The organism is Dolichospermum circinale AWQC131C, assembly GCF_000426905.1.
Taxonomy (GTDB): Bacteria; Cyanobacteriota; Cyanobacteriia; order Cyanobacteriales; family Nostocaceae; genus Dolichospermum; species Dolichospermum circinale.
The window spans coordinates 9997-30716 of sequence record NZ_KE384617.1 but is presented as its reverse complement, the minus strand read 5'-3'; the positions used below and the strand labels follow the sequence as shown (position 1 = coordinate 30716).

The window sequence follows — 20720 nt, the reverse complement described above, 5'->3', positions numbered from 1 at the left end:
GCTTGCGGGGAGGGGGTTGGGGGTGGGGTTCTTGTACCTCATAACATCGGGAAGTGCTGTATCTCCCAAACCCTCTTTTCTCTGTGAACTCTGTGGCTCTGTGGTTCGTTTTTCCGTAATAAATTAGAATTGTGCAGATTTGCAAAAACATCGGGTAATTCGTAATTAGGAAAATGGTTAATAATTATGAGTATTTGTAGGGTGTGTTAGGCAAAGCTTACCATATCATTAAATTAGTGCGTTACGCGATCGCTAACGCACCCTACGATAATTTGTGTAATTTTGGCGGTTTTGGTGCAAAATCTAATTAAAATTCATCATCTCCCCAAATTCTTCCATCATTTTTTCCAGTAGTTCTTCCATCATATCCTCTTGGGTAGAACGGATACTTTCTGGACCTGCGAGAAATTCTTTAATAGTTATTTTCTTATCTTTAAAATCTTTGACAAAATCACGAATTTCTGCAACTATCTTAGTTTGGGCTTGTACGGTTTCCAGCATCAATTCAATAGGATCAACACCTTGTTTAGCTGCTTTTTTATAATCAGCAACCATTGAACCTTCGGGAGTATTTTTAGCTAACCGGAGTTCTTGCTTCAATTTCTCATATTGATTTTTGAGAATTTGATTTTGTTGTTCTATAGTTTTACATTTACGACTTAAATCATTTTCGCTATTATTATCAATTATTTCTCCTACTTCATATTTACGTTCAATTTCTAAAAGTCTTGCTAAATCTCCCTCTTGATAAGCTTTATTAATTTCTTTCATAATTTCTGTGTGAGTCATTTGGGTTTCATTGTCTTTAACCTTATCAGGGTGAAATATCTCCGCTAACCGCAAAAATATCTGTCGCACCTTTCTAGATTCATCTGTTTTACCCACAGGGGATTCTGAATCTCTTTCTGCTTCCCAATATTGACGACTTTGATGATTTTCTTGAAAGTTATCATTGTCAGATAATTCCTCTAATTCTTGATCTTCTTCAGTGGCTTTATAACTAATAATTCCTCCCATTTGCAAACTTCTGTACAAAGATTCTATCCTTTTCTGAGTTTGTTTTCCCAGTTTTCTTGTAGTGAAAATTTCCGCAAATAAAGCATGAATTTCCTCATCTAATTCTGCCATTTTTTTCATGTTAGGACTGGCTTGATGAAATACCTCTTTTGTTAAAGAACGCATTTTTTCAATAAAGTTATTTAATTCTGCACGCTTTCTTTTAATCTGCTTTAATAGAGATTGGTGTTCTTTTTCTAAACCCTCTAACTGAAGATGTAAGTCAGATAGTGCTAGGGGAGTTACTGTGGTTGAGGATGCTGTTTTTGTTTTGCGTGGCATGGCAGATACAATTAAGCTTAGGGTTGATAAAAGAAATATATTTATTATTTTAATTTATCTTGACAATAATCAGGGTTATCAGGTGGTAAACCTAGTTTTATCCTTAGTTCTGGATCATAACAGGCTTTTTCCCAATTTTTTGTAGATTTTACTTGTTCAGGTGTTAAATTTTTCGCTCCAATAAAATTAGCACAACTATTTTTTGTAGACCCGGTAGATTCATCAAAGATATCACCACATATTATAGCATCTTTGAAATTTGTATTTTCTAGATTCGCTCCTTGAAAAATTGCTCCTTTAATTTTTGCTTCCTCTAGATTAGCCTTATCAAGATCGGCTTTTTGGAATTTAGCTTGTTCTAGGTATGCTTTTTTGAAATTAGCATTAATAAGATACGTTTCTTTAAAATCTATATGATCTAAATACGCATTTTGGAATTGAGCTTGATGAAGATTAGCTTTTCTAAAGTTACTACATTTCTGTTCTATACATCCTAATTGTGTGTCATTAAAACTTGTGTTAGCAAGCTTGCCATTCTCTAATGTAATTCCGCTTAAATTAGCTCTATCTAAAACTAAGTTCCATAATTCAACACCGTTTTCATTCAAGTCTTGTAAAGCTGAAATTCTTCCACCACTAACTTCTTTTCCAGCAGCATTATTAATGATTGTCCAAGCTTGAAGTTCTTTTTGTTTTTGCCTTTGTGGTGCTTCCCAATAATACTTTAATACTCCTGAAATCAAACTAATTAAAAGTCCTTTTTCTACAATTATTATCAAAACTTTTTTAGCCAATTGTTTTTTAGGAAACTCTAGGAAATATCTTAACCATTCTTTGAAAACCCACGGTTTTTGTGGATATTGCGGAATATGTTCTTTATTTGGCAGATATGTTTCATATAAACGACGGTAAGTTTCAGCAGATAAACCGGCTTTTTCTGCCTCTTTTTCTAACAATGCAAATTGATATTCACGAGTTAAAGGATCAGAAATTTCTGTAATAACTAAAAACTTCTTTCTTAGTTCCTTAACTTCTGGTAGTTCAGGCTGAGATTTATCCGCGCTCATTTCTAAAATATCTCCGGTTAGTGTTTAAGAATATGCTATACGCCAAAAATTTTGAGTTCATAAAAGAGACATTTAACAAAATGTCTCTACATTTTTATTCATGAATATTTCTTGATTATTCAGAAAATTGTTTCTGGCATTCTTTACACTTTTTTTTGTCTTTCTCGGTTCTAGCATTGTTGCAAATTCTTCTACACTCTGCTGATAGAAGGGTAGATACTCTATCATTAAATTCTAAATCTGGAGGTTCAATCTCAGTCATTGACACCAAAGCTACTCTATTTCCCTCTTTCTTTTTTTTGGGAGTAATAACATCAAAATCAAATTCATGATTGCTGATAGTTTTTGCTTTTGTTTTAAAGTCATCATCTATGTTTTCACCACTAAGTAAATGTAATAAAAGCTGAGTGGATCTTTCACCTCGTAAGATGGATTTTGTTAACTCTTTTGCTAACTCTTTATCTTCATCATTTAAGTTATCCCATGCAGATGGTAGTAAAATTGTTTCTTTTTCTTTCATAAGTAAAAGTAAAAACTTAACTAGAATAAACCAACTATACCATAGTCAGTATATATGTCTTGTATCAGAATAATAAGTTTTTTTAAGCAAAAAAACATAAATCAAGCAAATATATGTGTTCATTTTGATGTTCTTATCAATACCCCATCATCAATGAATCACTTTTGCACAATTACTCAACTCAAACCCCTTCACAGTCAGCAATTCCCGCACTTTATGACTTAACAAAGCTTTTAATTCTATTTCACCACCGTTATTTATATCTGTATTCACCAAAGCAGGATGAGCATAAATCTCTACTAACTCGGCTTCAATTTGCGGTATCAAACTCAGTAAATATTCTTCACTCATGTTACCAGTTTGTAATAATCCATAAACTCTATCAGCAAAGTTAATATGATGAGCTTTTAATAAACCTTCTCCATAATTTCTTAATTGTCCAAACACAATAGACCAAACTATTTTAATTAATAAATTTCGTCTATCAATTTTGAGATTTTTGGTCAATTCTTCTGAAGGTAAACGAATGAATTTAATCTTAAATTCTGCTGCAAATTCTGTTAAAATATTCAAAATTACCGGATGAACATGAAGGTGTAAATGTCCATCAACATGAGCCAGATTTAAACCAGAATCACGGAATTTTTCTAATTGAGCAGATATTTCTAACCGCAATTCTGCACGGGTAGCTTGATTAAATTGATAGTTTAATCCTGCTTGAGTGGGGTTATTAGAAAAATTACCTTGAGAGTCTACTAAATGGGGAATTTGTGCTGGTGGTAAAACAGATTTACCGCAAACTAAAACCAGATGTAAACCAACTGCTAAATGAGGATGATTTTTTGCTAAAGCGATCGCCTCTTGTGCCGCATCACCAGTTACCATTAAACTAGTGCTAGTTAAAATACCTTCTTCGTGAGCTTGAATAATAGCAGCATTCACATCATGGGAAAATCCGAAATCATCAGCGTTAATAACAAGAAAATGAGATTTATTCATAGGATTAATTATCCACTAATTGTACTAGAATTGTTTTTTTATAAAAAAAATTATCTTAATCATCTTCTATCAATTCATCTATCGAATCTTCTTCTTGTTCAATTTCATTTAATTCTTCATCTGAGATATCCAGTTCTTTTTTAGAAAATACTCTTCTAGCTTTTTTATCCAAAATTTCTACAATACTTGTTTTATCTTTCTTAATAGCCTCAATATCATCTTTCTGCAACAGAATCATATAATAACGAGATACATCCATCATTCTATAAGCATATTGATAAGCATCTCTTGTAAACTCTCCAGTTGTCACAACCATAACCACATCTGCCCCTGTAACAAATGTCAAACCTATTTCTTTAGCTAAAACATCAATATCAACTTTAGCTGTATTTTTACATTGAATTTGCCAACGACTATAAACAAACCTATCGGAAGCTGCTAAAACATCAACTTCTCCTTTGCCATTTTCTCTACTACGCCATTTTGTAAACCTTAAACTGGTAAGACGGATCATCCAAATTGCTAAAAGTTCTAATGCTTTACCTTTTATATGTTTATCTGGATGATTTAATTCATTGACAACATCATCAAAAGTGCGATTAAGTTCAATCTCTGAAATTCTCGTTTCATTAGCAATAGATTTTAATAATGGTGCTAAGATTTCCTTTCTAGCTTTGTTACTTAATCGGACATTATTAGGTTTAGCACCTCTACCATCTGTAGTTTTTTCTGTTTCTATTAACCCAAAATTTACCAGTGGTTGAATTACATCTTTCACTAAATTTTTAGTTGTGAGTCTTAATTTATAAATACTTCTTGTATGTTGTGCTATTTTATTAGCTGGTGTAAATTCTTGTATATTTAAGTTTATTAGACTCAATAAAAAGTGTTTTTGCTCTGGATTTAGTGCATAAAGTTCATCAATAAAATCTTTATTAATACCTAAAATATCAGAAACAATATCCCAATTAATTTCCGTTTTCCTTTCAAAAACACCTGCTAGAGATAACCAACTTCTCATGGTACTTACATAAGTACAATTAGGAGATATTGAATATCCCCTTTCTTGCAACTCATAGCTGATTGCTTCTAATTGTGGTTCTTCCCCTCGACTATTAAGCACATCAATGGCTTTTAATAAAGCCATTCCTGCTAAATTATTTAATATATGTCCTGCAAATCTTTGATTTACAAATGAACTATTCTCAGTATTAGATAAAAATTCTTCCGCTAGAGAAGTAAGTTTATATTGACGTGATTCCTGTAAGTCTTCAATTAGTTGATATGCTCTAATTGATAAGAAACAATTCATTGCCAATTTACCAATATTTTCTGATGCTAGTTTAGATGATGTTTGTTGAGAATGTTGAGAAAAATAACGTTCAGCAATACTAGCTTCTAGAATATCCCGATTGGGTTGACACTTCTTACATAATTCTAGAATTTCAATTAATGAGAATTTATTTGGATCAAATTGATCCCCATAAGTAAATTTTTTTAATTTTTTGGTATTGTTGTTTGATTCCATTTGCTATTTACCTAACATAGTAAAATTTAATTTGTCACTGCTGTTAAAATAATCCTAACTGAATAGTCTGTGATTTACTAAAAGAATTTTCTAAATCAATAGCTAATAAATCTGCTGGGAGTTCAACAACCAAAGGAGCATTTTTTTCAAATCTCAATTGTGAACTTTTAACATAATTTTCATCTATTTCAAAAGACAACCATTTTCTTTGTAATGTTTCTGCCACTCTACCTGTCATATTAGAACCAGCAAAAGGATCTAAGACAATATCTCCTGGTTCAGTACAAAGATTAATGATAAACTCTGGTAAAGCTTGAGGAAATCTGGCTGGATGTGGTTTAAAACCTTCCTCTTTACAGCGTATTTGATAATAATCATTGGAAGCAGTATTAGAAGCAGAAATCATGTTAACTGCTAAGAATAAATCTTCTGGAATTGGAGTTGGTTGTCCCATTTCCTCTTGATCTATACTAGAACGTCCATCAATAATATTAGGAGGAATAGCACCACCTCTATCATTACTAAATTTATCAGAAATATCATGGCCTGATGGTCTTAATTTAGGTTTATAGCCATTTTTAAGAAGATTTTTCATTGCTTGACTATAAGGTTTTAAAACTCTTCTATTATTAGCTTTAGGATGGGGTTCTTTAGACAGCCACCAAATAGTATTTACAGCATCTTTAACTCTTTCTCTGCGAACTGTTACCCACTCTGCGGGAGTAGGAAGTTTTGCGGGATTATACCAATATAATTCTTGTGCTAAATAAAAACCTAATCCACCCTTTCTTTGTGGTTTACACAAAGAAATAACAAGTTCAAAATGATAAAGAGAACGAACTGGTATTCCCTTAACCCAACTCCCACCAATATCAATTACTAATGAGCCTGTAGGTTTGAGAATGCGGTGAAATTGTACTGCAAAATCCTTGAACCATTCTACATATTCATCAGCATCAACGTTACCATATTCTTTTTTTCTAAGTAGTGCAAATGGTGGAGATGTACAAATTAAATCTATACTTTCATCAGGAATATCTGTCATTAATTCCAGACTATTTCCTAAATAAGCAGCGCCAAATTCTGTTTGGTAGTAAGCAGTAAAATTACTTTGCATATTAATTCAAAATTTTGTGTAGTAGTAAGGATGGAATTAACCCCATCCCTACAATTAATTCTGATGACAATAAATTAGCCATCATTACATTATACAACCTAAACAACAGCAGTTTTCTGAGGTTGCGCGTGTGCGACTGATTGAGTCCGACGTTCACTTAAATAAGCAAAGAACTCCTTACCTTCCCGCAAACGACGAACTAACATTTGTCTATCTCCCAGCATTTCCCGCACTATAGGAATAATCGCTTTAGGACGGAAGTAAAATTTACGATACATTCTTTCTACTGCGTCTTCAATTTCCCCACTAGAAAGGCTTGGATATTGCAAAGTTGAAGTTTGAATACCGGAAGTTGCTACTAAAGATTCATTCGCAAACCAACCATTTTCTCGCGCTTGGTCATACAATTCTGTACCTGGATAAGGTGCAGCAATAGAAACTTGAATTGTATGGGGACTCAATTCACAAGCAAAGCGAATTGTTTCTTCTACAGTTTCTTTTGTTTCTATCGGTAAGCCAATAATAAAAGTCCCATGGACAGTAATACCAAGTTTGTGGCAATTTTTCATAAATTCTCGCGCCACTTCCAACTTAATACCCTTCTTAATATTATTCAGAACTTGTTGATTACCAGATTCAAAACCTACTAATAACAACCTTAAACCATTATCTCGCAAGGTTTTGAGAGTATCATAATCTAAATTAGCCCGGGCATTGCAACTCCAAGTTAAATTCAGTCGCTTCAGATGTTGACTAATTGCGATCGCTCGATGTTTATCAATGGTAAAAGTATCATCATCAAACATATACTCGCGCACTTTGTCCCCAAATAAAACCTTGGCTTCCTCCATTTCTCTACCTACAGCATCCGGGCTTTTATGACGGTATAAATGTCCGCCAATGGTTTGCGGCCACAGACAAAAAGTGCATTTAGCCGGACAACCCCGCCCAGTATAAAAAGATATGTAAGGATGTTGCAAATAGCCAATGAAATATTTGCTAATATCCAAATCACGGGCGTAAACTGGCAATACACTAGGCATAGCATCCCAGTCATGAATTAAAGGCCGTTCTTCAGTTTGGTGGATATTACCTAGTTTATCTCGGTAACTTAACCCCTTGATTTCATCCCAAGGTTTCCCCTCTGCTAATTCCTTGCAGGTATAATCAAATTCATTGCGACAAACAAAATCAATGACCGGATTTTCCCGCAAAGTAGCCTCTGGTAAAACCGCAACGTGGGCCCCCACAAAGCCAATTTGCACATTGGGGTTTTGCTGTTTGATGGCTTCAGCACACTTGACATCATTGGCCAAAGAAGGTGTACTGGTGTGCATAATTACTAATTCGTAATCTTTGGCAATTTTCAGCACATCATCCACCGTTTGCCCATGGGGAGGTGCATCAACTAACCTACTACCAGGCACTAAAGCCGCTGGTTGTGCTAACCAAGTGGGATACCAAAAAGAAGTAATTTCCCGTTTTGCTTGATATCGCGCCCCCGCACCACCATCAAAACCATCAAAGGAAGGTGGACTCAAAAACAAAGTAGTTTTCATGAATTGAATACCTCTCACACACAAGTTTTTTATTTGGGTAAATTGATAATTTTTACCTAACTAGCCTTAGCATTTACACCCATCAAATTTTCAATCAGTGAAACAACATCACTACGACTGAGTTTTTCCTTGCCATTTGCTAAAGCATCAAGAGTACCATGAGCTAAAGCCAGGGGAATTTGGCAAAATTGTAAAGCCGGTCCTTTGGGCAGAGAGTTCGTGTAGGCATCTGCTAAAATGAGATTGCGACGGGCATATTCTTGGAGATTGTGATTATTCCAACCCACCGGGAAAAAATTTACTCCACGAGTTAAATCCTCAGAATTGTTACGGAGAATATTTACCGCTTGCAAACCCCTACCAAATCCTATGGCTTGAGTCCGGTTGCTTCCAGTTCCATCATACCAGTTCCATAAATCTGAGAGTAACAAGCCTACCGCACCAGCTACCCCAAAGGTATAACGGTCTAGATCCGCTTCTGTTTCTATTTGCCAATTTTTATCTGCCCAATAAGCCATTCTATCAGCCATTGCTGCCGTTGCATCCCAAATTCGCGGAGCAATACTTTCGGGTGCTAATATTGACCATTCTCTAATCCGTAAACTAACTTCTTGTAAAGAATTTTCGTAACCTTTAAACCCTACGGAGAAAGCATCTAGAGAAAAACCATCTACTCCAGCTTGCAATATGAGGCTAATATTCTGTAACAAGCGTTTTTTGGTCTGATTATCCAAAATTGGATCATCTTCAATTTGATCAAGGGCTCGCATACACAGGTATGCTGATGCCACTGCTTCTTGTAATCCTGATGGTAAAATACTAATTGGGATATAAAAAGTTCGACTAGTCTCTTTGAGGATTTGCAACGCATCTCCACGTAAATCCATTTTGTTCACTCCTTAATTTTCACACCACACACGATTTTTGATTTTTCTGTGATTTTTCAATCATACTGGATTTAGTTTTTACTAAACCGTAAAAACCATAAATATCCTAGTATTTAATCTAGGAATTAATAGTTTATCGTGTCTTAGTTAACACGAGTCTCAAGTTTATCAAAGTTTAGTCTAGTATATAAGGTTTTGGTGACAAGAATTTTTGCTACAGGAATAGATATCAGCAAGGCTAATTTCTGAGTATCATAGCAAACTGTTAATCCACTACTCATACTCTGGAAAAAAATTATCAGCAATATTGGGTAAGTTTATTAATATAAATTTATGTATTTTTAAAGACTAAGTTTAATAACAACCCTGCATAAATCCCATCTGATCTTAATTTTTTGTAACAACAAACTACATATCTACTTTCCTCTTGCAGCAGCGCTGATTTCTTGCTATATAATATGAAAAATCTTTAATAAATAGTAAATTTTTTCCAAAAGCGTGCATTTTGTGTAAAATAGGTGCAGGTAAATCGCAAAATATCCATTTACTTGCCAAAAATTGCCTAAAATATACCTGATAACTGTTAAGTTATAGCATCAGGCAAGAGGCACAAGACAAGGGTGAAATCCTGATTATTTCTAGGTTTCCATGATTAATTATGTCTTAATCAACCTGGCTACAGCTACAACTAGGGCAGTGTCCATAAGTTAGTCAAGACTGCACCACTTTCGATTTACCCGTAACATCCCTATAATAGTATCTAGAGGTATCAATGCAGTTTAATCATCTTAGCAAAAAAAGCAACGAATATAAAGAACTTAAAGAAAAACCTCAAAGGTATTGTTCAACTACTAAAGGCACTATCAAAGGGAAAGAATCTAATCCAGTCAATACAGTTAACAATAGTGCATTAAATGATGATGAAAATCGTGGTCGCGTTGCAATTTTCATTGACGGATTAAATCTATTTCAGACCGCGTTGCAATTGGGAATTGAAATTGACTATGTAAAATTGCTTTGTAGCTTAACTAAAACCTCTCGGTTATTACGTGCATTTTTTTATACAGGGTTGGATATTGGCAACGAAAGACAACAGGGATTTCTATTATGGATGCGTCGCAATGGCTATCGTGTATTTACTAAAGATATGAGTGTCGTTGTAGATAATTACAAAAAACCAAATCTGAATGTGGAAATTGCCGTTGATATGATTACTTTAGCACCGTATTATGATACGGCTATTTTAGTCAGTGGAGATGGAGATCTATCCTATGCTGTGAATGCAGTTAGCAGTATGGGAGCTAGAGTAGAAGTGATTGGTTTGCAAACAACAACTAGTGATTATCTGATTGATGTGGCTGATGAATTTACTGATTTTGACAGTATTAAACAACATCTTAAAAAGGATTCATTCTTGTATCAGCCGTAGTTATCGAACTTCTTCTAATACCCTTCTCATTAGCAGTTTTAAATTCCCAATTTAAATTCCTAATTTAAATTCTTTAAATTCTTAATACATAACTTTTTCTCACACCAAAATCAAGTATTTGTGAATTATCGTTGCTAAGTAATTAGACATTTATTATACTAATATCAAATTTCTGACTTGAAGAGTATCTAATTTTTCATTTTATTTGCCACTTTTTTAATATTTGTGCTATACCAGTCTAGAAACGGCTAATTAACATTGATGAGTATAATAACTATACTCTAAAATTCAGCCTTAAATCAAAGATGATTGCTGATTGATGTGTTTTTAGCATTCACTCAAAATGTATCTTAATTTTAGAGGATGTTTTAAAAGTGGTATTCCGTAATTTTCATCACATTTTTATCCTTGTTAGTCCCCCTTGGCTTATGAAGCAGGGGGTTTGGAGGGGTCAAAAATATTTGATATATCAATCATAACTTTTAAAACACTCTCTTCACTAGATATATTGGTGAGAAGTTATATTATTAAAGGAGTAAGCACTGTGAATCAAATCCAGTTAACTTTAGTGATTAGCTATTTGCTAATGACTGCATATTTTTTTACTAATTGGTTAATTTTTTCACTACGTTACCCTGTATCTTCTCCAGAGGATAAATTTTTATCCTTTATCATGTTCATCATTACCACTATCTTCTGGCCTGTAGCTATCGTTATCTCTTGCTTAGAAGTAGTTAAAAAAGGTAAATTAGAATTTACGGTTCTATTACCTGTACTTTTAGCAATATTCGCTGTTGGTATTTCCTACTATTTAAGTTCAGTACATGAAGATTGGCTGTGTTATCATGATTTATTTTGTCATATTTAAATTCTCAGCGGTAACAATCTAGGAATTTGAATTTTAGGACCTATATTGACAGACAGAAAATATAACTTGAGGGTGAAGCAATGTGATTAATTGTTAATAATTGTTAACTTTTGCCTGACTGTTGATTAACCCTATTTGCTGATAGCAGTCTGGTTATGGGCTTTATCTCCCATTGGCGTAATTTGTGGTTTATTGTTTGGTCAGTTCCATGTGTGGTGGAGACACCTAACTTCCTTGGGGTGGCACACACCTCAATCTGTAATTGTTTTGTGTAGGTTATTGTTTATGACTACACCAGAACAACATTGGTTACATCACCAAAAAACTAACTTGGGTTTTGGCGATATTTTCACGTTTTTTGACCAACCTGCGAGAATTTGGATGGTTTTGCTACGTCTATTAAGAATTAATTGGCGTTCTTACACAAAAACTCACATTTCTGGATAAACTAGATTTTGACTAAAATTATCAACTTGAAATTTTCAGTGTGTCAAAAGTATGGTTAATTATGGATGTCACCATTTAAACCATACGAGTTTGACAATCAATGGTTAATTCTAGTCTTATTGCTACACTCTATGTGAACCCTGCTACAGGAAAGGATAGTAATACAGGTTCTCGTCTCAATCCCTTGAAAAGTATTACCTGCGCCCTAAAACAGGCAAAAACATCAACAATTATTCAGTTAGCCAATGGAACTTATGGAACAGCAAATGGAGAGGTATTTCCCCTAATCATTCCACCGGGGGTATTGGTAGTGGGGAATGAAGCCAATAAAGGTCAGGAAATGATCATTTCTGGTAGTGGGGAATATCAAAGCTCTAGTTTCGGGTTACAGAATATCACTTTACTATTACGAGGTGATGCCAGTCTCTTAGGTGTAACCGTGATTAATACCATAGCCAAAGGTACTGGTGTTTGGATTGAATCATCAGTTCCTACAGTAGCCAATAGTACATTTAAGAACTGTGCTAGAGAAGGAATCTTTACTACTGGCAATGCTAAACCGGGCATTATGGATAATTTATTTATTAATAATCAATTCAGTGGGTTAGTCATGGCTAGGAATAGTAAAGGGGAAGTGCTGCGAAATGTATTTCAAAACAACCCTTTAGGTATAGCCATCAGTGACCTTGCAGCCCCTTTATTGGCAAATAATCAACTTTCAGCAAATGGGACAGCGATCGCCCTTGCTCGTGATGCTAGACCCGTATTAAGAAGAAATCTGATTGCCAGTAATACCCAAGTAGGTTTATTAGTCAATGGTAATGCCGTTCCCGATTTAGGAAATCCCCAAGATCCTGCTGACAACATTTTTCGGGAACAGGGGAAATTCGATTTACAAAATTTTACAAATCAAAAAATCATCTCCGTTGGTAATCAATTAAATCCTGCCCGGGTGATGGGATCAATAGACTTCATCACTGCTACTGTTAATACCCCCAGTCAAATAGGAGTTAGTAGCAGATTTGCTGATTTAGAAGGACATTGGTCTGCTGCTTTTGTGGAGGCCTTGGTTAGCAAAGGTTTTATCAGCGGGTTTCCCGACGGGACCTTCCAACCAGCCTCACCAATTACCCGCGCTCAATATGCGGCTGTGATTACTAAGACATTCCAACTTCCTGAGAGTAACCAACTAGATAGATTCAAAGATGTCAAATCCAACTTTTGGGCGGCTAAAGCTATAGCCAGTGCAGCCGATAACGACTTTTTCACAGGGTTTCCCAACGGCACATTTCGACCAGAAAATAATTTAACAAAAATTCAAGCTTTAGTCTCCATTGTCAATGGTTTAAAATTGAGTGGTGGTAATCCTAACATCTTAATGCTATACCGCGATCGCGCCCAAATTCCCAGTTATGCCACCAAGACCGCTGCCGTAGCTACCCAAAATTTATTAGTTGTGAATTATCCCCAACCAGATCAATTAGAACCGCTGCGGGAAATTACCCGCGCCGAAGTAGCTGCCTTAATTTACCAGGCATTGGTGGCCATAGGCGCAGAAAATCCCCTCTCATGTGCCTATATTGTCAAACCAGAGACAGAGATTCCTTCTTTCAGTGATCTTGTCGGACATTGGGCAGAACCATTTATCCGGGCATTAGTTAGTATGAACTTAACTCAAGGTTTTGCTGATGGGACATACCAACCAGATGAAGGGATGACCCGCGCCCAATACACGGCTTTAATTGCCACTGCCTTTAACCCCCCTGCTAAACGCCCTAGCCCCGAATTTACGGACATACCCAAGGATTTTTGGGCGGCTAAGGCTATTGAAGTGGCTGCTAGAGGGGGTTTTGTGGGGGGATTTAGCGATCGCACCTTCCGTCCCCAGCAAAAGGTTCAACGGCTACAAATCATTGTCTCCTTGGTCAACGGGCTGGGACTCTCAGCCACCAATCAAAAGACTTTAATCTACAAAGACCAGAATAAAATTCCCGAATATGCCCAAACAGCAGTTACTATTGCTACTCAGCAAAAAATTATTGTTAATTATCCAGATCCTAATTTGCTTGCACCCACTAGGGAGGCCACCCGTGCTGAAGTGGCAGCCATGGTCTATCAGGCATTAGTAGCTAGTCAACGCACAAAAATTATTAATTCACCTTATATTGTTTTACAGACCAGCAATTGACCAGTAGAATAGAAAACACTTCCTATCAATTTTGCCGTTGGTGAAAAACCACTCATGTAGCTAAAAGTACGCTAGGCTAGATGCGATGGGTGAAATGTTTATACCTATTGCCTGCAATTTATAGCCCATGTTAACAACATCCCCCGTAACTCAAACTTTTGCGGCTCCTGCCGAACTAGCAGCTAAATTATTAACTCACTATAGCTTTGATCTGAATGGATATAATGCTGGTGAGTTAATTAACCTCTGGCAAGTAGAATATCCTGTGAATTGGTTACATCTGGCGGTAATCGAGGCTTTGTATCAAGGTCGTTATAAAGCTATATCCGTACAGCAAATCTTGACCTTTTGGCGGCGAAAGGGAGAGGCAACATACCATTTTAATATGGAATTTGAGCGCATGATTTGTAGCAAATTCCCCGAACGCCTCACTTGCCCCTCTTTATCAGTTTTACCACCTGCTAAACAGGAGATCAGGACTGAACAATATCAACATCCTCAATTTCCTCAATTATTACCAGCTAAGGTCAGTTATAATTATCAAATAAATCATAATTCACCCACAGTAGCAGAAAACTGGAATGCTGAAGCAGAAAATACACAAGTCAGTCAACTAGAAATGATTGAGGACATTTCACCTCAACCAGCAGAACAGTTGACCTCACCAACGGCCAATAATCCCCCTATTGGACAGTTTACCCCCCAAAGGAGCGATCGCACCGAATCCTTGACTTCCAAACTCAAAGCCCTGACAGGTGACAATTTGGGATTGGCATTTTAGTTTGTTGTCTATTTTTAGCCATGACCTATTAATTTACTTGCCAAGTTCAATAACTGCTTTTAAACTTTTGCCACAATTGCTATACAATTAATTTTTATACTATTAATTTATAGTAGTATATCCACTATATCCACGATGTTATTTGTACCTTAACAAAACAATTAATCATCAAATATTATGAATAATGAAGTCGCTGTCATGGTTTCAGACCACAGCTACACGCAGCAAACTGTTTATCGTATTTTAGACGCTAATTTAGATCGCGCTCGTGAGGGTTTGCGAATCATTGAAGAATGGTGTCGCTTTGGTTTAAATAATTCCCAATTATCTAGTATATGTAAACACCTACGTCAAGAATTGGGGACCTGGCATACCGCAGAAATACGGGCAGCACGAGATACACAGGGAGATCCGGGAACTGATTTAAGCCACCCCCAAGAGGAAGAAAGGGCTGATATTACATCTCTATTACAGGCTAATTTTTGCCGTGTGCAAGAAGCACTCAGAGTCCTGGAGGAATATGGTAAGCTTTATCACTCTCAAAAGGATATGCAAATGGGAACAGCCTGTAAGCAAATGCGTTATCAGGTTTATACCCTGGAAAGTAATTTGATGGGTTATCAGCGTCACCGTTTATTATGGCGATCGCATTTATACCTGGTAACATCTCCTACAGATAACTTATTGGCAATTGTGGAAGCGTCTCTTCAAGGTGGATTAACCCTGTTACAATATCGAGAAAAGACCGCTGATGATTCAGTGCGTTTAGAACGGGCTATAAAGTTACGGGAGTTATGTCACCATTACGGAGCTTTATTCATTATTAATGATCGGGTGGATTTAGCATTGGCCGTAGATGCTGATGGTGTACATTTGGGACAACAGGATATACCCATAGCTGTGGCTCGTCAATTACTGGGAAATCAGCGCATTATCGGCCGCTCTACCACAAATCCGCAAGAAATGCAAATGGCAATTACTCAAGGTGCAGATTATATTGGTGTGGGACCTGTGTATGAAACACCAACTAAAGCAGGTAAAGCCGCAGCGGGTTTAGAATATGTTAAGTATGTTTCCCAAAATTGTCAAATTCCCTGGTTTGCAATTGGGGGCATAGATGGGAGTAATCTGAATGATGTCATGAATGTGGGAGCGCAGCGTGTAGCGGTAGTGCGATCGCTCATGCAATCAGATCAACCCACCTTAGCAACGCAATATTTTATCTCTCAACTTCATCGAGTCAAATAAAAACAGTTTTATGTTTGAGCAAATTAGTCTCCAAATCAATGGAGAAACTCGCAATTGTTTATCCCCAACTCCTTTACCAGAATTACTTCAACAACTAGGTTTTAATCCTCGTTTAGTTGCGGTAGAATACAACGGTGAAATATTACATCGTCAATTTTGGTCAGAAACTGAAATTAAAAATGGTGATTGTTTGGAAATAGTCACCATAGTTGGTGGTGGTTAATTCAACAAACAAGAAGAAGAAGATTCAGGAGTATATAACCAACGATGATAGTTTTTCCGTTTCGCTAATTCCTTACCTTGACGGCCAAGTTTTTCTCGAAGCTGTGAATCTTGACACAGACGATGAAAAGTTTGTAAGACCTCATAACCAGAATTAGGATTGACTAATAAACCATTTTCTTCATGATGAACTGCATCTAAAACACTTCCCAAACGAGGAGCAATTACAGGTTTACCAAAATAACCTGCTTCTAAATAAACTAAACCAAAGTTATCTATAGTTTTATCCTCATGATTATCTGAATTTAACATAGCGAAAATATCGCAAGCTGCATAATAACCGGCTAAATCTCGTTCTGGTACATAGCCAGCAAAATGAACCTGTTTAGTGATTCGCAGTCTTTGGACTTGGGATTTTAGCTGGTTTTCACAAGATCCTACACCGCAAATAATACAATGGACATCAAAACCAATGGTTAGTAATACCGGAATATTATCTATTACTCGATCAAAGTTTTGATATTTAACCAAATTACCAATAGAAAGAATGACAATTGCTGTTTCTGAGATATTGTAAGTTTGACGAATCCGGTGACGTAAATCATCAATATGACTAAAACTAGTAGGAGTACCAAATCTTTCTGGTCTAACTACCGGATTAATCACATGAGTGGGAGTATCTAAACGAAAAGTATTTCTTAAAGAATTGCGAATATGAGAATTATTACAAACAATTCCATCAGCGCGTTTGAGAGTTAATTTTAATAGCCATCTCCATAAAGGATTACTAGCTATCCTCAGTAAATCATGATCATGTAAATAGATAAAAAAGCGAATTGGTAAAATATAACTGAGTACCAACAAAGCCGGAAAATCATAACCATGACACCATTCAATGTAGCGGTAATGATAGCGAAAATATAATTTAATAGCTAGTAAAAAAGCAGCAGTAATATTCAAACCAGATTGGAGAATATTTCCTAACCAGTTATCGCACCAAGCAGGAAAATAAAACCAACGATAAACCGGAAATTGCTGGGATTTATCAAATTTTTTATCTCCAGCACAACCACCAGCTAAGACAATTACCCGGTCTGGATCTTGTAAACAACGATTATAGACATATTCACCAATTACAGCTTCTTGTGGCCGGAATATTCGGGAAATAACTAGGATATCTGGATAAGCTGTTTTATCTCTAACTTGTAACCCTAGTTGGGATATATTTTCCATAATTAAGCCTAATAAATTAACTAGAATTCAGGCGTTATCTTGAATTAAATTCATCAAGATTCATTACTTACTGCTCAATAGCAATCTCAATAAATTGCTAAGGTTATTTAACTGGTAATTTCCAGCAATTAGTGATTACAGAAATGGAGATAATCATCTGACATGATAGAGTTATAGGTGCAGAGACTTTAAAAAAATTAACAACAGAACAGCGATAGAAATAGAGATTTTAAAATGGTAGATTTCAGGAAAAAATTGCGATTTTAAACTTAGGTATTGACATTTTTAATCACAAGTATAACTCTCAGCTTCTAATTAATACACAACAGCGAGATGAACTTATATTATCAAATACTTGGCTAACAAAACTATAAATTTATCAACTATTTTGTCGCCAATTATTGTTGAATTTGCTGAAGATTATCAATGCTGGACAAGTTATCTGCATAATTTAAAAAGATAGTTATGATTTATCATTGACACTTCCATGAGATTACTCAAAAACTACTAGGAGAATTGTTCAATCTAACTATTTCCTCCATAATACCGTAAATATTGGATATTTTCGTGCCAGATCGCCAGAAAATATCCAACAATTTTGTAATCTGCATGATAATTTACTGCCAAATAATGCTTTAATAATGCCGATTCTTTTTACCTTTGTTTTACATGATTTTTCTCAAAATTTATGGTATCAATCATTGCATTTACCTGCCATTAATTTGAAAATATTTAGTTGGTAACTATGGCTATATTTGCTACATTATAACTATATAGAAATAAGTTTTTCATAGTTAATAGGTAGTAAATCTAAAATTTTAATTGTCACCGTGCTTACATCAGTTTATTAAAAGTTAAACCCCCTGGACTATAGGTACTAGATATTCTGTCTCTATCCGGAAAAAATTAGTGAGTAAAAAATTATGAATACAAAAAAATCCAATCACTTAAAACAATTTTTGGAGACTGTAGCAAGATTCACACTTAACCAATAAGTGCTAAAATAGTAAATTAGAATTATTAATGATACTCATTAATTTTTTAGCACTAAGATTATTAAATATGGCATGACTGGAAAATAGAAATAATTAATTAATTCCAAAGTTTTTTGACGGTGAGGGGATTTCACGGTACGGTTATCAACATCAAAAATCCTGCTTAATTCGCTGCCTAACCAACATAACAAGCGTTAGATTAAGAGTAGTGCTATAGCTTGCACTGCTTTTCCCGGAAAAGCCAGCGTAAAAATACAGTTGTCGTCATCAATGAGTTATGAATAAAAAATTACAAGGATTTCTCAAGCCCCTATTTAAAACCGTCTTTATCCTTACCTTAGTCCTAACTTTAGCCTTTAGCCATGGTAGTGATGCCCTAGCAGCCCGTTCTGGTGGTAGAATTGGCGGTGGTTCTTTTAGAATGCCTTCTAGCCGTACCTATGCACCCCGTCCCAATATGCCTAGTAGTGGCGGTTACTACGCCCCCTATGGTGGTGGTTTTGGCTTTCCCTTTCTTTTACCCTTGTGGGGTTTTGGCGGCGGTTTTGGTGGCTTGTTTGGGATTTTGATCTTTTTTGCTATGGTGAATTTTTTAGTCCAAACCTTCCGCCGTGTTACTAGTGGAGAAACGGAAGAATTAAATAGTAACCCTTCCGTGTCTGTAACTCGTTTACAAGTTGGGTTATTAGCTCAAGCTAGAGATTTACAAACCGAACTGAATCACATTGCGGAAACTGCTGATACTAATACTCCAGCAGGAAGAAGCGAAATTTTACAAGAGGCTAGTTTAGCTTTACTGCGTCATCCTGAATACTGGGTATATGCGGGTAGTGGAACTCAACAAGCAAAGTTAAATGCTGCTGAATCCCAATTTAATCGTTTATCTTTAGCTGAACGCAGTAAGTTTAGCGAAGAAACCCTCTCTAATGTGAATAATCAACTAAAAGCTGTTTTGAGCAAAGAAGCTTTATCTGGGGAAGATAACCCCACCCGCTTAATTAGCCAAGGTCCTGGAGAATATATTATTGTCACCTTGTTAGCAGCGACTTTAGGTAAATGTCAAATTCCGGCTATTAATAGCGCTGATGATTTGCGTCAAGCTTTGCGTCAAATTGGTAGTCTTGGAGGTGAACAACTGTTAGCGATTGAAGTTTTGTGGACTCCCCAAGCGCCAGGAGATACATTGACATCAGATGATTTGTTTGCGGAATATCCTGATTTGAAGTTAGTGTAATTGGGAGTTTTTCAAAACTCATGTAGAGACGTTCAATGAAACTTCTCTACATTTTCTCAAACTCTTACTCTCCGAGCCTGGAGCGCCTTCGCGTGAGACAAATTCATTTAGGAAACTCTCCTTCGCGCACTTCCAGAGCATAATCTTGTACAGCTTTAGTAATTGTTTCTCGTAAGTTTGTATAAACCTTAGCAAATGGTGGTTGTTTTTCCGAAAGTCCCAAAATATCAGAAGTGACTAATACTTGACCATCACAGCTAGAACCTGCACCAATACCGATAGTAGGAATACGTATTTTCTGAGTGATTTTTAGAGCTAATTTGGTGGGAATATGTTCCAATACTATAGCAAAAACACCGGCCTTTTCCAGAGCGATCGCTTCATTAAAAATTCTCTCTCCTGCTTCCTGGGTTTTTCCTTGTTGTCGTAACCCTAACTGATGAATTGATTGAGGTGTTAAACCGACATGACCCATAACAGGAATCCCCGCTTGCACTAGTCTAGTAATAGTAGAAACCATAGCGGGATAGCCACCTTCTAATTTTACCGCTTGCGCTCCTGTTTCCTTCAACACCCTACCAGCAGAGTGCATAGCTTGAGAAATACCTTCTTGATAAGTCAAAAACGGTAAATCAACCACGACCAAAGCATTTTTCACACCACGACGGACGGACTTAGCGTGATGTATCATTTCATTCAAAGTGATTGGTAACGTAGTTTCATAACCCAAGATTACTGCCAGAGAATCACCAACTAGGATCAAGTCTACACCAGATATATCTAAAAGTTGAGCGATCGCATAATCCCAGGCAGTTAACGCAACAATCGTCCGTCCCTGTTGTTTCCACTGAGTTAATTGTTGAGTAGTAACTGACATAAATAATTGTTTAATTGTTAATTATCACCTAAATATGGCATTTCTGACATTTTACAAAAAATATACCAGACCCAAAGATTGTAGAGACGACAAACCCTAGATACCCAAAGTCCCTATAAAAAATTCCAGTCGTGGACAAGCAGTATTATACCAATCATCAAAATTTAAAACCCACCCTAGAAT

General features: G+C 36.0%; 17 protein-coding genes and 1 pseudogene. 8 read left to right on the top strand and 10 right to left on the bottom strand.

Annotation, left to right across the window (positions count from 1 at the left end; genetic code table 11):
- Positions 1–303 precede the first annotated feature (303 nt).
- The 8 genes from ACIR131C_RS0113070 to ACIR131C_RS0113035 all read right to left on the bottom strand — a co-directional run bounded on the left by ACIR131C_RS0113070 (position 304) and on the right by ACIR131C_RS0113035 (position 9015).
- Complete coding sequence (locus tag ACIR131C_RS0113070) at positions 304–1338, bottom strand: J domain-containing protein (protein ID WP_028090560.1); 1035 nt, start codon at positions 1336–1338, stop codon at positions 304–306.
- Positions 1339–1382: 44 nt separating this feature from the next.
- Positions 1383–2405: a pentapeptide repeat-containing protein gene (locus ACIR131C_RS0113065; RefSeq protein WP_028090559.1), complete on the bottom strand. Its 1023-nt coding sequence runs from the start codon at positions 2403–2405 to the stop codon at positions 1383–1385.
- Positions 2406–2520: 115 nt separating this feature from the next.
- Complete coding sequence (locus ACIR131C_RS0113060; protein ID WP_028090558.1) at positions 2521–2925, bottom strand: hypothetical protein; 405 nt, start codon at positions 2923–2925, stop codon at positions 2521–2523.
- Between the two features lie 150 nt (positions 2926–3075).
- Entirely contained in the window at positions 3076–3924 is an 849-nt protein-coding gene (gene hpnK, locus ACIR131C_RS0113055) for a hopanoid biosynthesis-associated protein HpnK (protein ID WP_028090557.1), read from the bottom strand.
- 55 nt (positions 3925–3979) lie between these two features.
- On the bottom strand, positions 3980–5452 hold the full coding sequence (locus tag ACIR131C_RS26805; protein ID WP_231395459.1) for a restriction endonuclease: 1473 nt from the start codon (positions 5450–5452) through the stop codon (positions 3980–3982).
- Between the two features lie 43 nt (positions 5453–5495).
- Positions 5496–6569 carry a DNA-methyltransferase gene (locus tag ACIR131C_RS0113045; protein ID WP_028090555.1) on the bottom strand — a complete coding sequence of 358 codons (1074 nt, stop codon included), beginning with the start codon at positions 6567–6569 and terminating at the stop codon, positions 5496–5498.
- Positions 6570–6667: 98 nt separating this feature from the next.
- Positions 6668–8128: a hopanoid biosynthesis associated radical SAM protein HpnJ gene (gene hpnJ / locus ACIR131C_RS0113040; protein ID WP_028082349.1), complete on the bottom strand. Its 1461-nt coding sequence runs from the start codon at positions 8126–8128 to the stop codon at positions 6668–6670.
- 56 nt (positions 8129–8184) lie between these two features.
- Entirely contained in the window at positions 8185–9015 is an 831-nt protein-coding gene (locus ACIR131C_RS0113035; protein WP_028090554.1) for a squalene/phytoene synthase family protein, read from the bottom strand.
- Positions 9016–9787: 772 nt separating this feature from the next.
- On the opposite strand from ACIR131C_RS0113035, the gene ACIR131C_RS22680 reads away from it, so the two are divergent.
- The 7 genes and pseudogenes from ACIR131C_RS22680 to thiS all read left to right on the top strand — a co-directional run bounded on the left by ACIR131C_RS22680 (position 9788) and on the right by thiS (position 16199).
- On the top strand, positions 9788–10444 hold the full coding sequence (locus ACIR131C_RS22680) for a LabA-like NYN domain-containing protein (RefSeq protein ID WP_051347558.1): 657 nt from the start codon (positions 9788–9790) through the stop codon (positions 10442–10444).
- Positions 10445–10988: 544 nt separating this feature from the next.
- The gene (locus ACIR131C_RS0113025; protein WP_028090553.1) at positions 10989–11312 is read left to right on the top strand and encodes a hypothetical protein; all 324 of its coding nucleotides are present in this window, start codon (positions 10989–10991) and stop codon (positions 11310–11312) included.
- 129 nt (positions 11313–11441) lie between these two features.
- Positions 11442–11759, top strand: a pseudogene (locus tag ACIR131C_RS22675) (fatty acid hydroxylase); the annotation flags it as partial.
- Positions 11760–11859: 100 nt separating this feature from the next.
- Positions 11860–13947, top strand: coding sequence for an S-layer homology domain-containing protein (locus ACIR131C_RS0113015; RefSeq protein WP_028090552.1), 2088 nt, complete (start codon positions 11860–11862; stop codon positions 13945–13947).
- Between the two features lie 127 nt (positions 13948–14074).
- Complete coding sequence (locus ACIR131C_RS0113010) at positions 14075–14728, top strand: hypothetical protein (protein ID WP_028090551.1); 654 nt, start codon at positions 14075–14077, stop codon at positions 14726–14728.
- Between the two features lie 198 nt (positions 14729–14926).
- Entirely contained in the window at positions 14927–15976 is a 1050-nt protein-coding gene (locus ACIR131C_RS0113005) for a thiamine phosphate synthase (protein ID WP_028090550.1), read from the top strand.
- A 10-nt stretch (positions 15977–15986) separates the two neighbouring features.
- Entirely contained in the window at positions 15987–16199 is a 213-nt protein-coding gene (gene thiS, locus ACIR131C_RS0113000) for a sulfur carrier protein ThiS (RefSeq protein WP_028090549.1), read from the top strand.
- On the opposite strand, the gene ACIR131C_RS0112995 is transcribed toward thiS, so the two are convergent.
- Positions 16196–17431: a glycosyltransferase family 4 protein gene (locus tag ACIR131C_RS0112995; protein WP_028090548.1), complete on the bottom strand. Its 1236-nt coding sequence runs from the start codon at positions 17429–17431 to the stop codon at positions 16196–16198. The two genes, thiS and ACIR131C_RS0112995, sit on opposite strands and share 4 nt — an antisense overlap.
- Positions 17432–18703: 1272 nt before the next feature.
- On the opposite strand from ACIR131C_RS0112995, the gene ACIR131C_RS0112990 reads away from it, so the two are divergent.
- Positions 18704–19660 (top strand): DUF1517 domain-containing protein, encoded by a 957-nt coding sequence (locus tag ACIR131C_RS0112990; RefSeq protein WP_028090547.1) that lies wholly within the window; start codon positions 18704–18706, stop codon positions 19658–19660.
- A gap of 103 nt (positions 19661–19763) precedes the next feature.
- Here ACIR131C_RS0112990 and panB read toward each other — a convergent pair whose 3' ends face one another.
- Positions 19764–20537, bottom strand: a complete 774-nt coding sequence (gene panB / locus ACIR131C_RS0112985) for a 3-methyl-2-oxobutanoate hydroxymethyltransferase (RefSeq protein WP_028090546.1) — start codon at positions 20535–20537, stop codon at positions 19764–19766.
- Positions 20538–20720: the final 183 nt, after the last annotated feature.

Excerpts from the sequence above, each read along its gene's own strand:
- ACIR131C_RS0113070 (WP_028090560.1), bottom strand. The coding sequence starts at position 1,338 with ATGCCACGCAAAACAAAAACAGCATCCTCAACCACAGTAACTCCCCTA.
- ACIR131C_RS0113065 (WP_028090559.1), bottom strand. The coding sequence starts at position 2,405 with ATGAGCGCGGATAAATCTCAGCCTGAACTACCAGAAGTTAAGGAACTA.
- ACIR131C_RS0113060 (WP_028090558.1), bottom strand. The coding sequence starts at position 2,925 with ATGAAAGAAAAAGAAACAATTTTACTACCATCTGCATGGGATAACTTA.
- hpnK (WP_028090557.1), bottom strand. The coding sequence starts at position 3,924 with ATGAATAAATCTCATTTTCTTGTTATTAACGCTGATGATTTCGGATTT.
- ACIR131C_RS26805 (WP_231395459.1), bottom strand. The coding sequence starts at position 5,452 with ATGGAATCAAACAACAATACCAAAAAATTAAAAAAATTTACTTATGGG.
- ACIR131C_RS0113045 (WP_028090555.1), bottom strand. The coding sequence starts at position 6,569 with ATGCAAAGTAATTTTACTGCTTACTACCAAACAGAATTTGGCGCTGCT.
- hpnJ (WP_028082349.1), bottom strand. The coding sequence starts at position 8,128 with ATGAAAACTACTTTGTTTTTGAGTCCACCTTCCTTTGATGGTTTTGAT.
- ACIR131C_RS0113035 (WP_028090554.1), bottom strand. The coding sequence starts at position 9,015 with ATGGATTTACGTGGAGATGCGTTGCAAATCCTCAAAGAGACTAGTCGA.
- ACIR131C_RS22680 (WP_051347558.1), top strand. The coding sequence starts at position 9,788 with ATGCAGTTTAATCATCTTAGCAAAAAAAGCAACGAATATAAAGAACTT.
- ACIR131C_RS0113015 (WP_028090552.1), top strand. The coding sequence starts at position 11,860 with ATGGTTAATTCTAGTCTTATTGCTACACTCTATGTGAACCCTGCTACA.
- ACIR131C_RS0113010 (WP_028090551.1), top strand. The coding sequence starts at position 14,075 with ATGTTAACAACATCCCCCGTAACTCAAACTTTTGCGGCTCCTGCCGAA.
- ACIR131C_RS0113005 (WP_028090550.1), top strand. The coding sequence starts at position 14,927 with ATGGTTTCAGACCACAGCTACACGCAGCAAACTGTTTATCGTATTTTA.
- thiS (WP_028090549.1), top strand. The coding sequence starts at position 15,987 with ATGTTTGAGCAAATTAGTCTCCAAATCAATGGAGAAACTCGCAATTGT.
- ACIR131C_RS0112995 (WP_028090548.1), bottom strand. The coding sequence starts at position 17,431 with ATGGAAAATATATCCCAACTAGGGTTACAAGTTAGAGATAAAACAGCT.
- ACIR131C_RS0112990 (WP_028090547.1), top strand. The coding sequence starts at position 18,704 with ATGAATAAAAAATTACAAGGATTTCTCAAGCCCCTATTTAAAACCGTC.
- panB (WP_028090546.1), bottom strand. The coding sequence starts at position 20,537 with ATGTCAGTTACTACTCAACAATTAACTCAGTGGAAACAACAGGGACGG.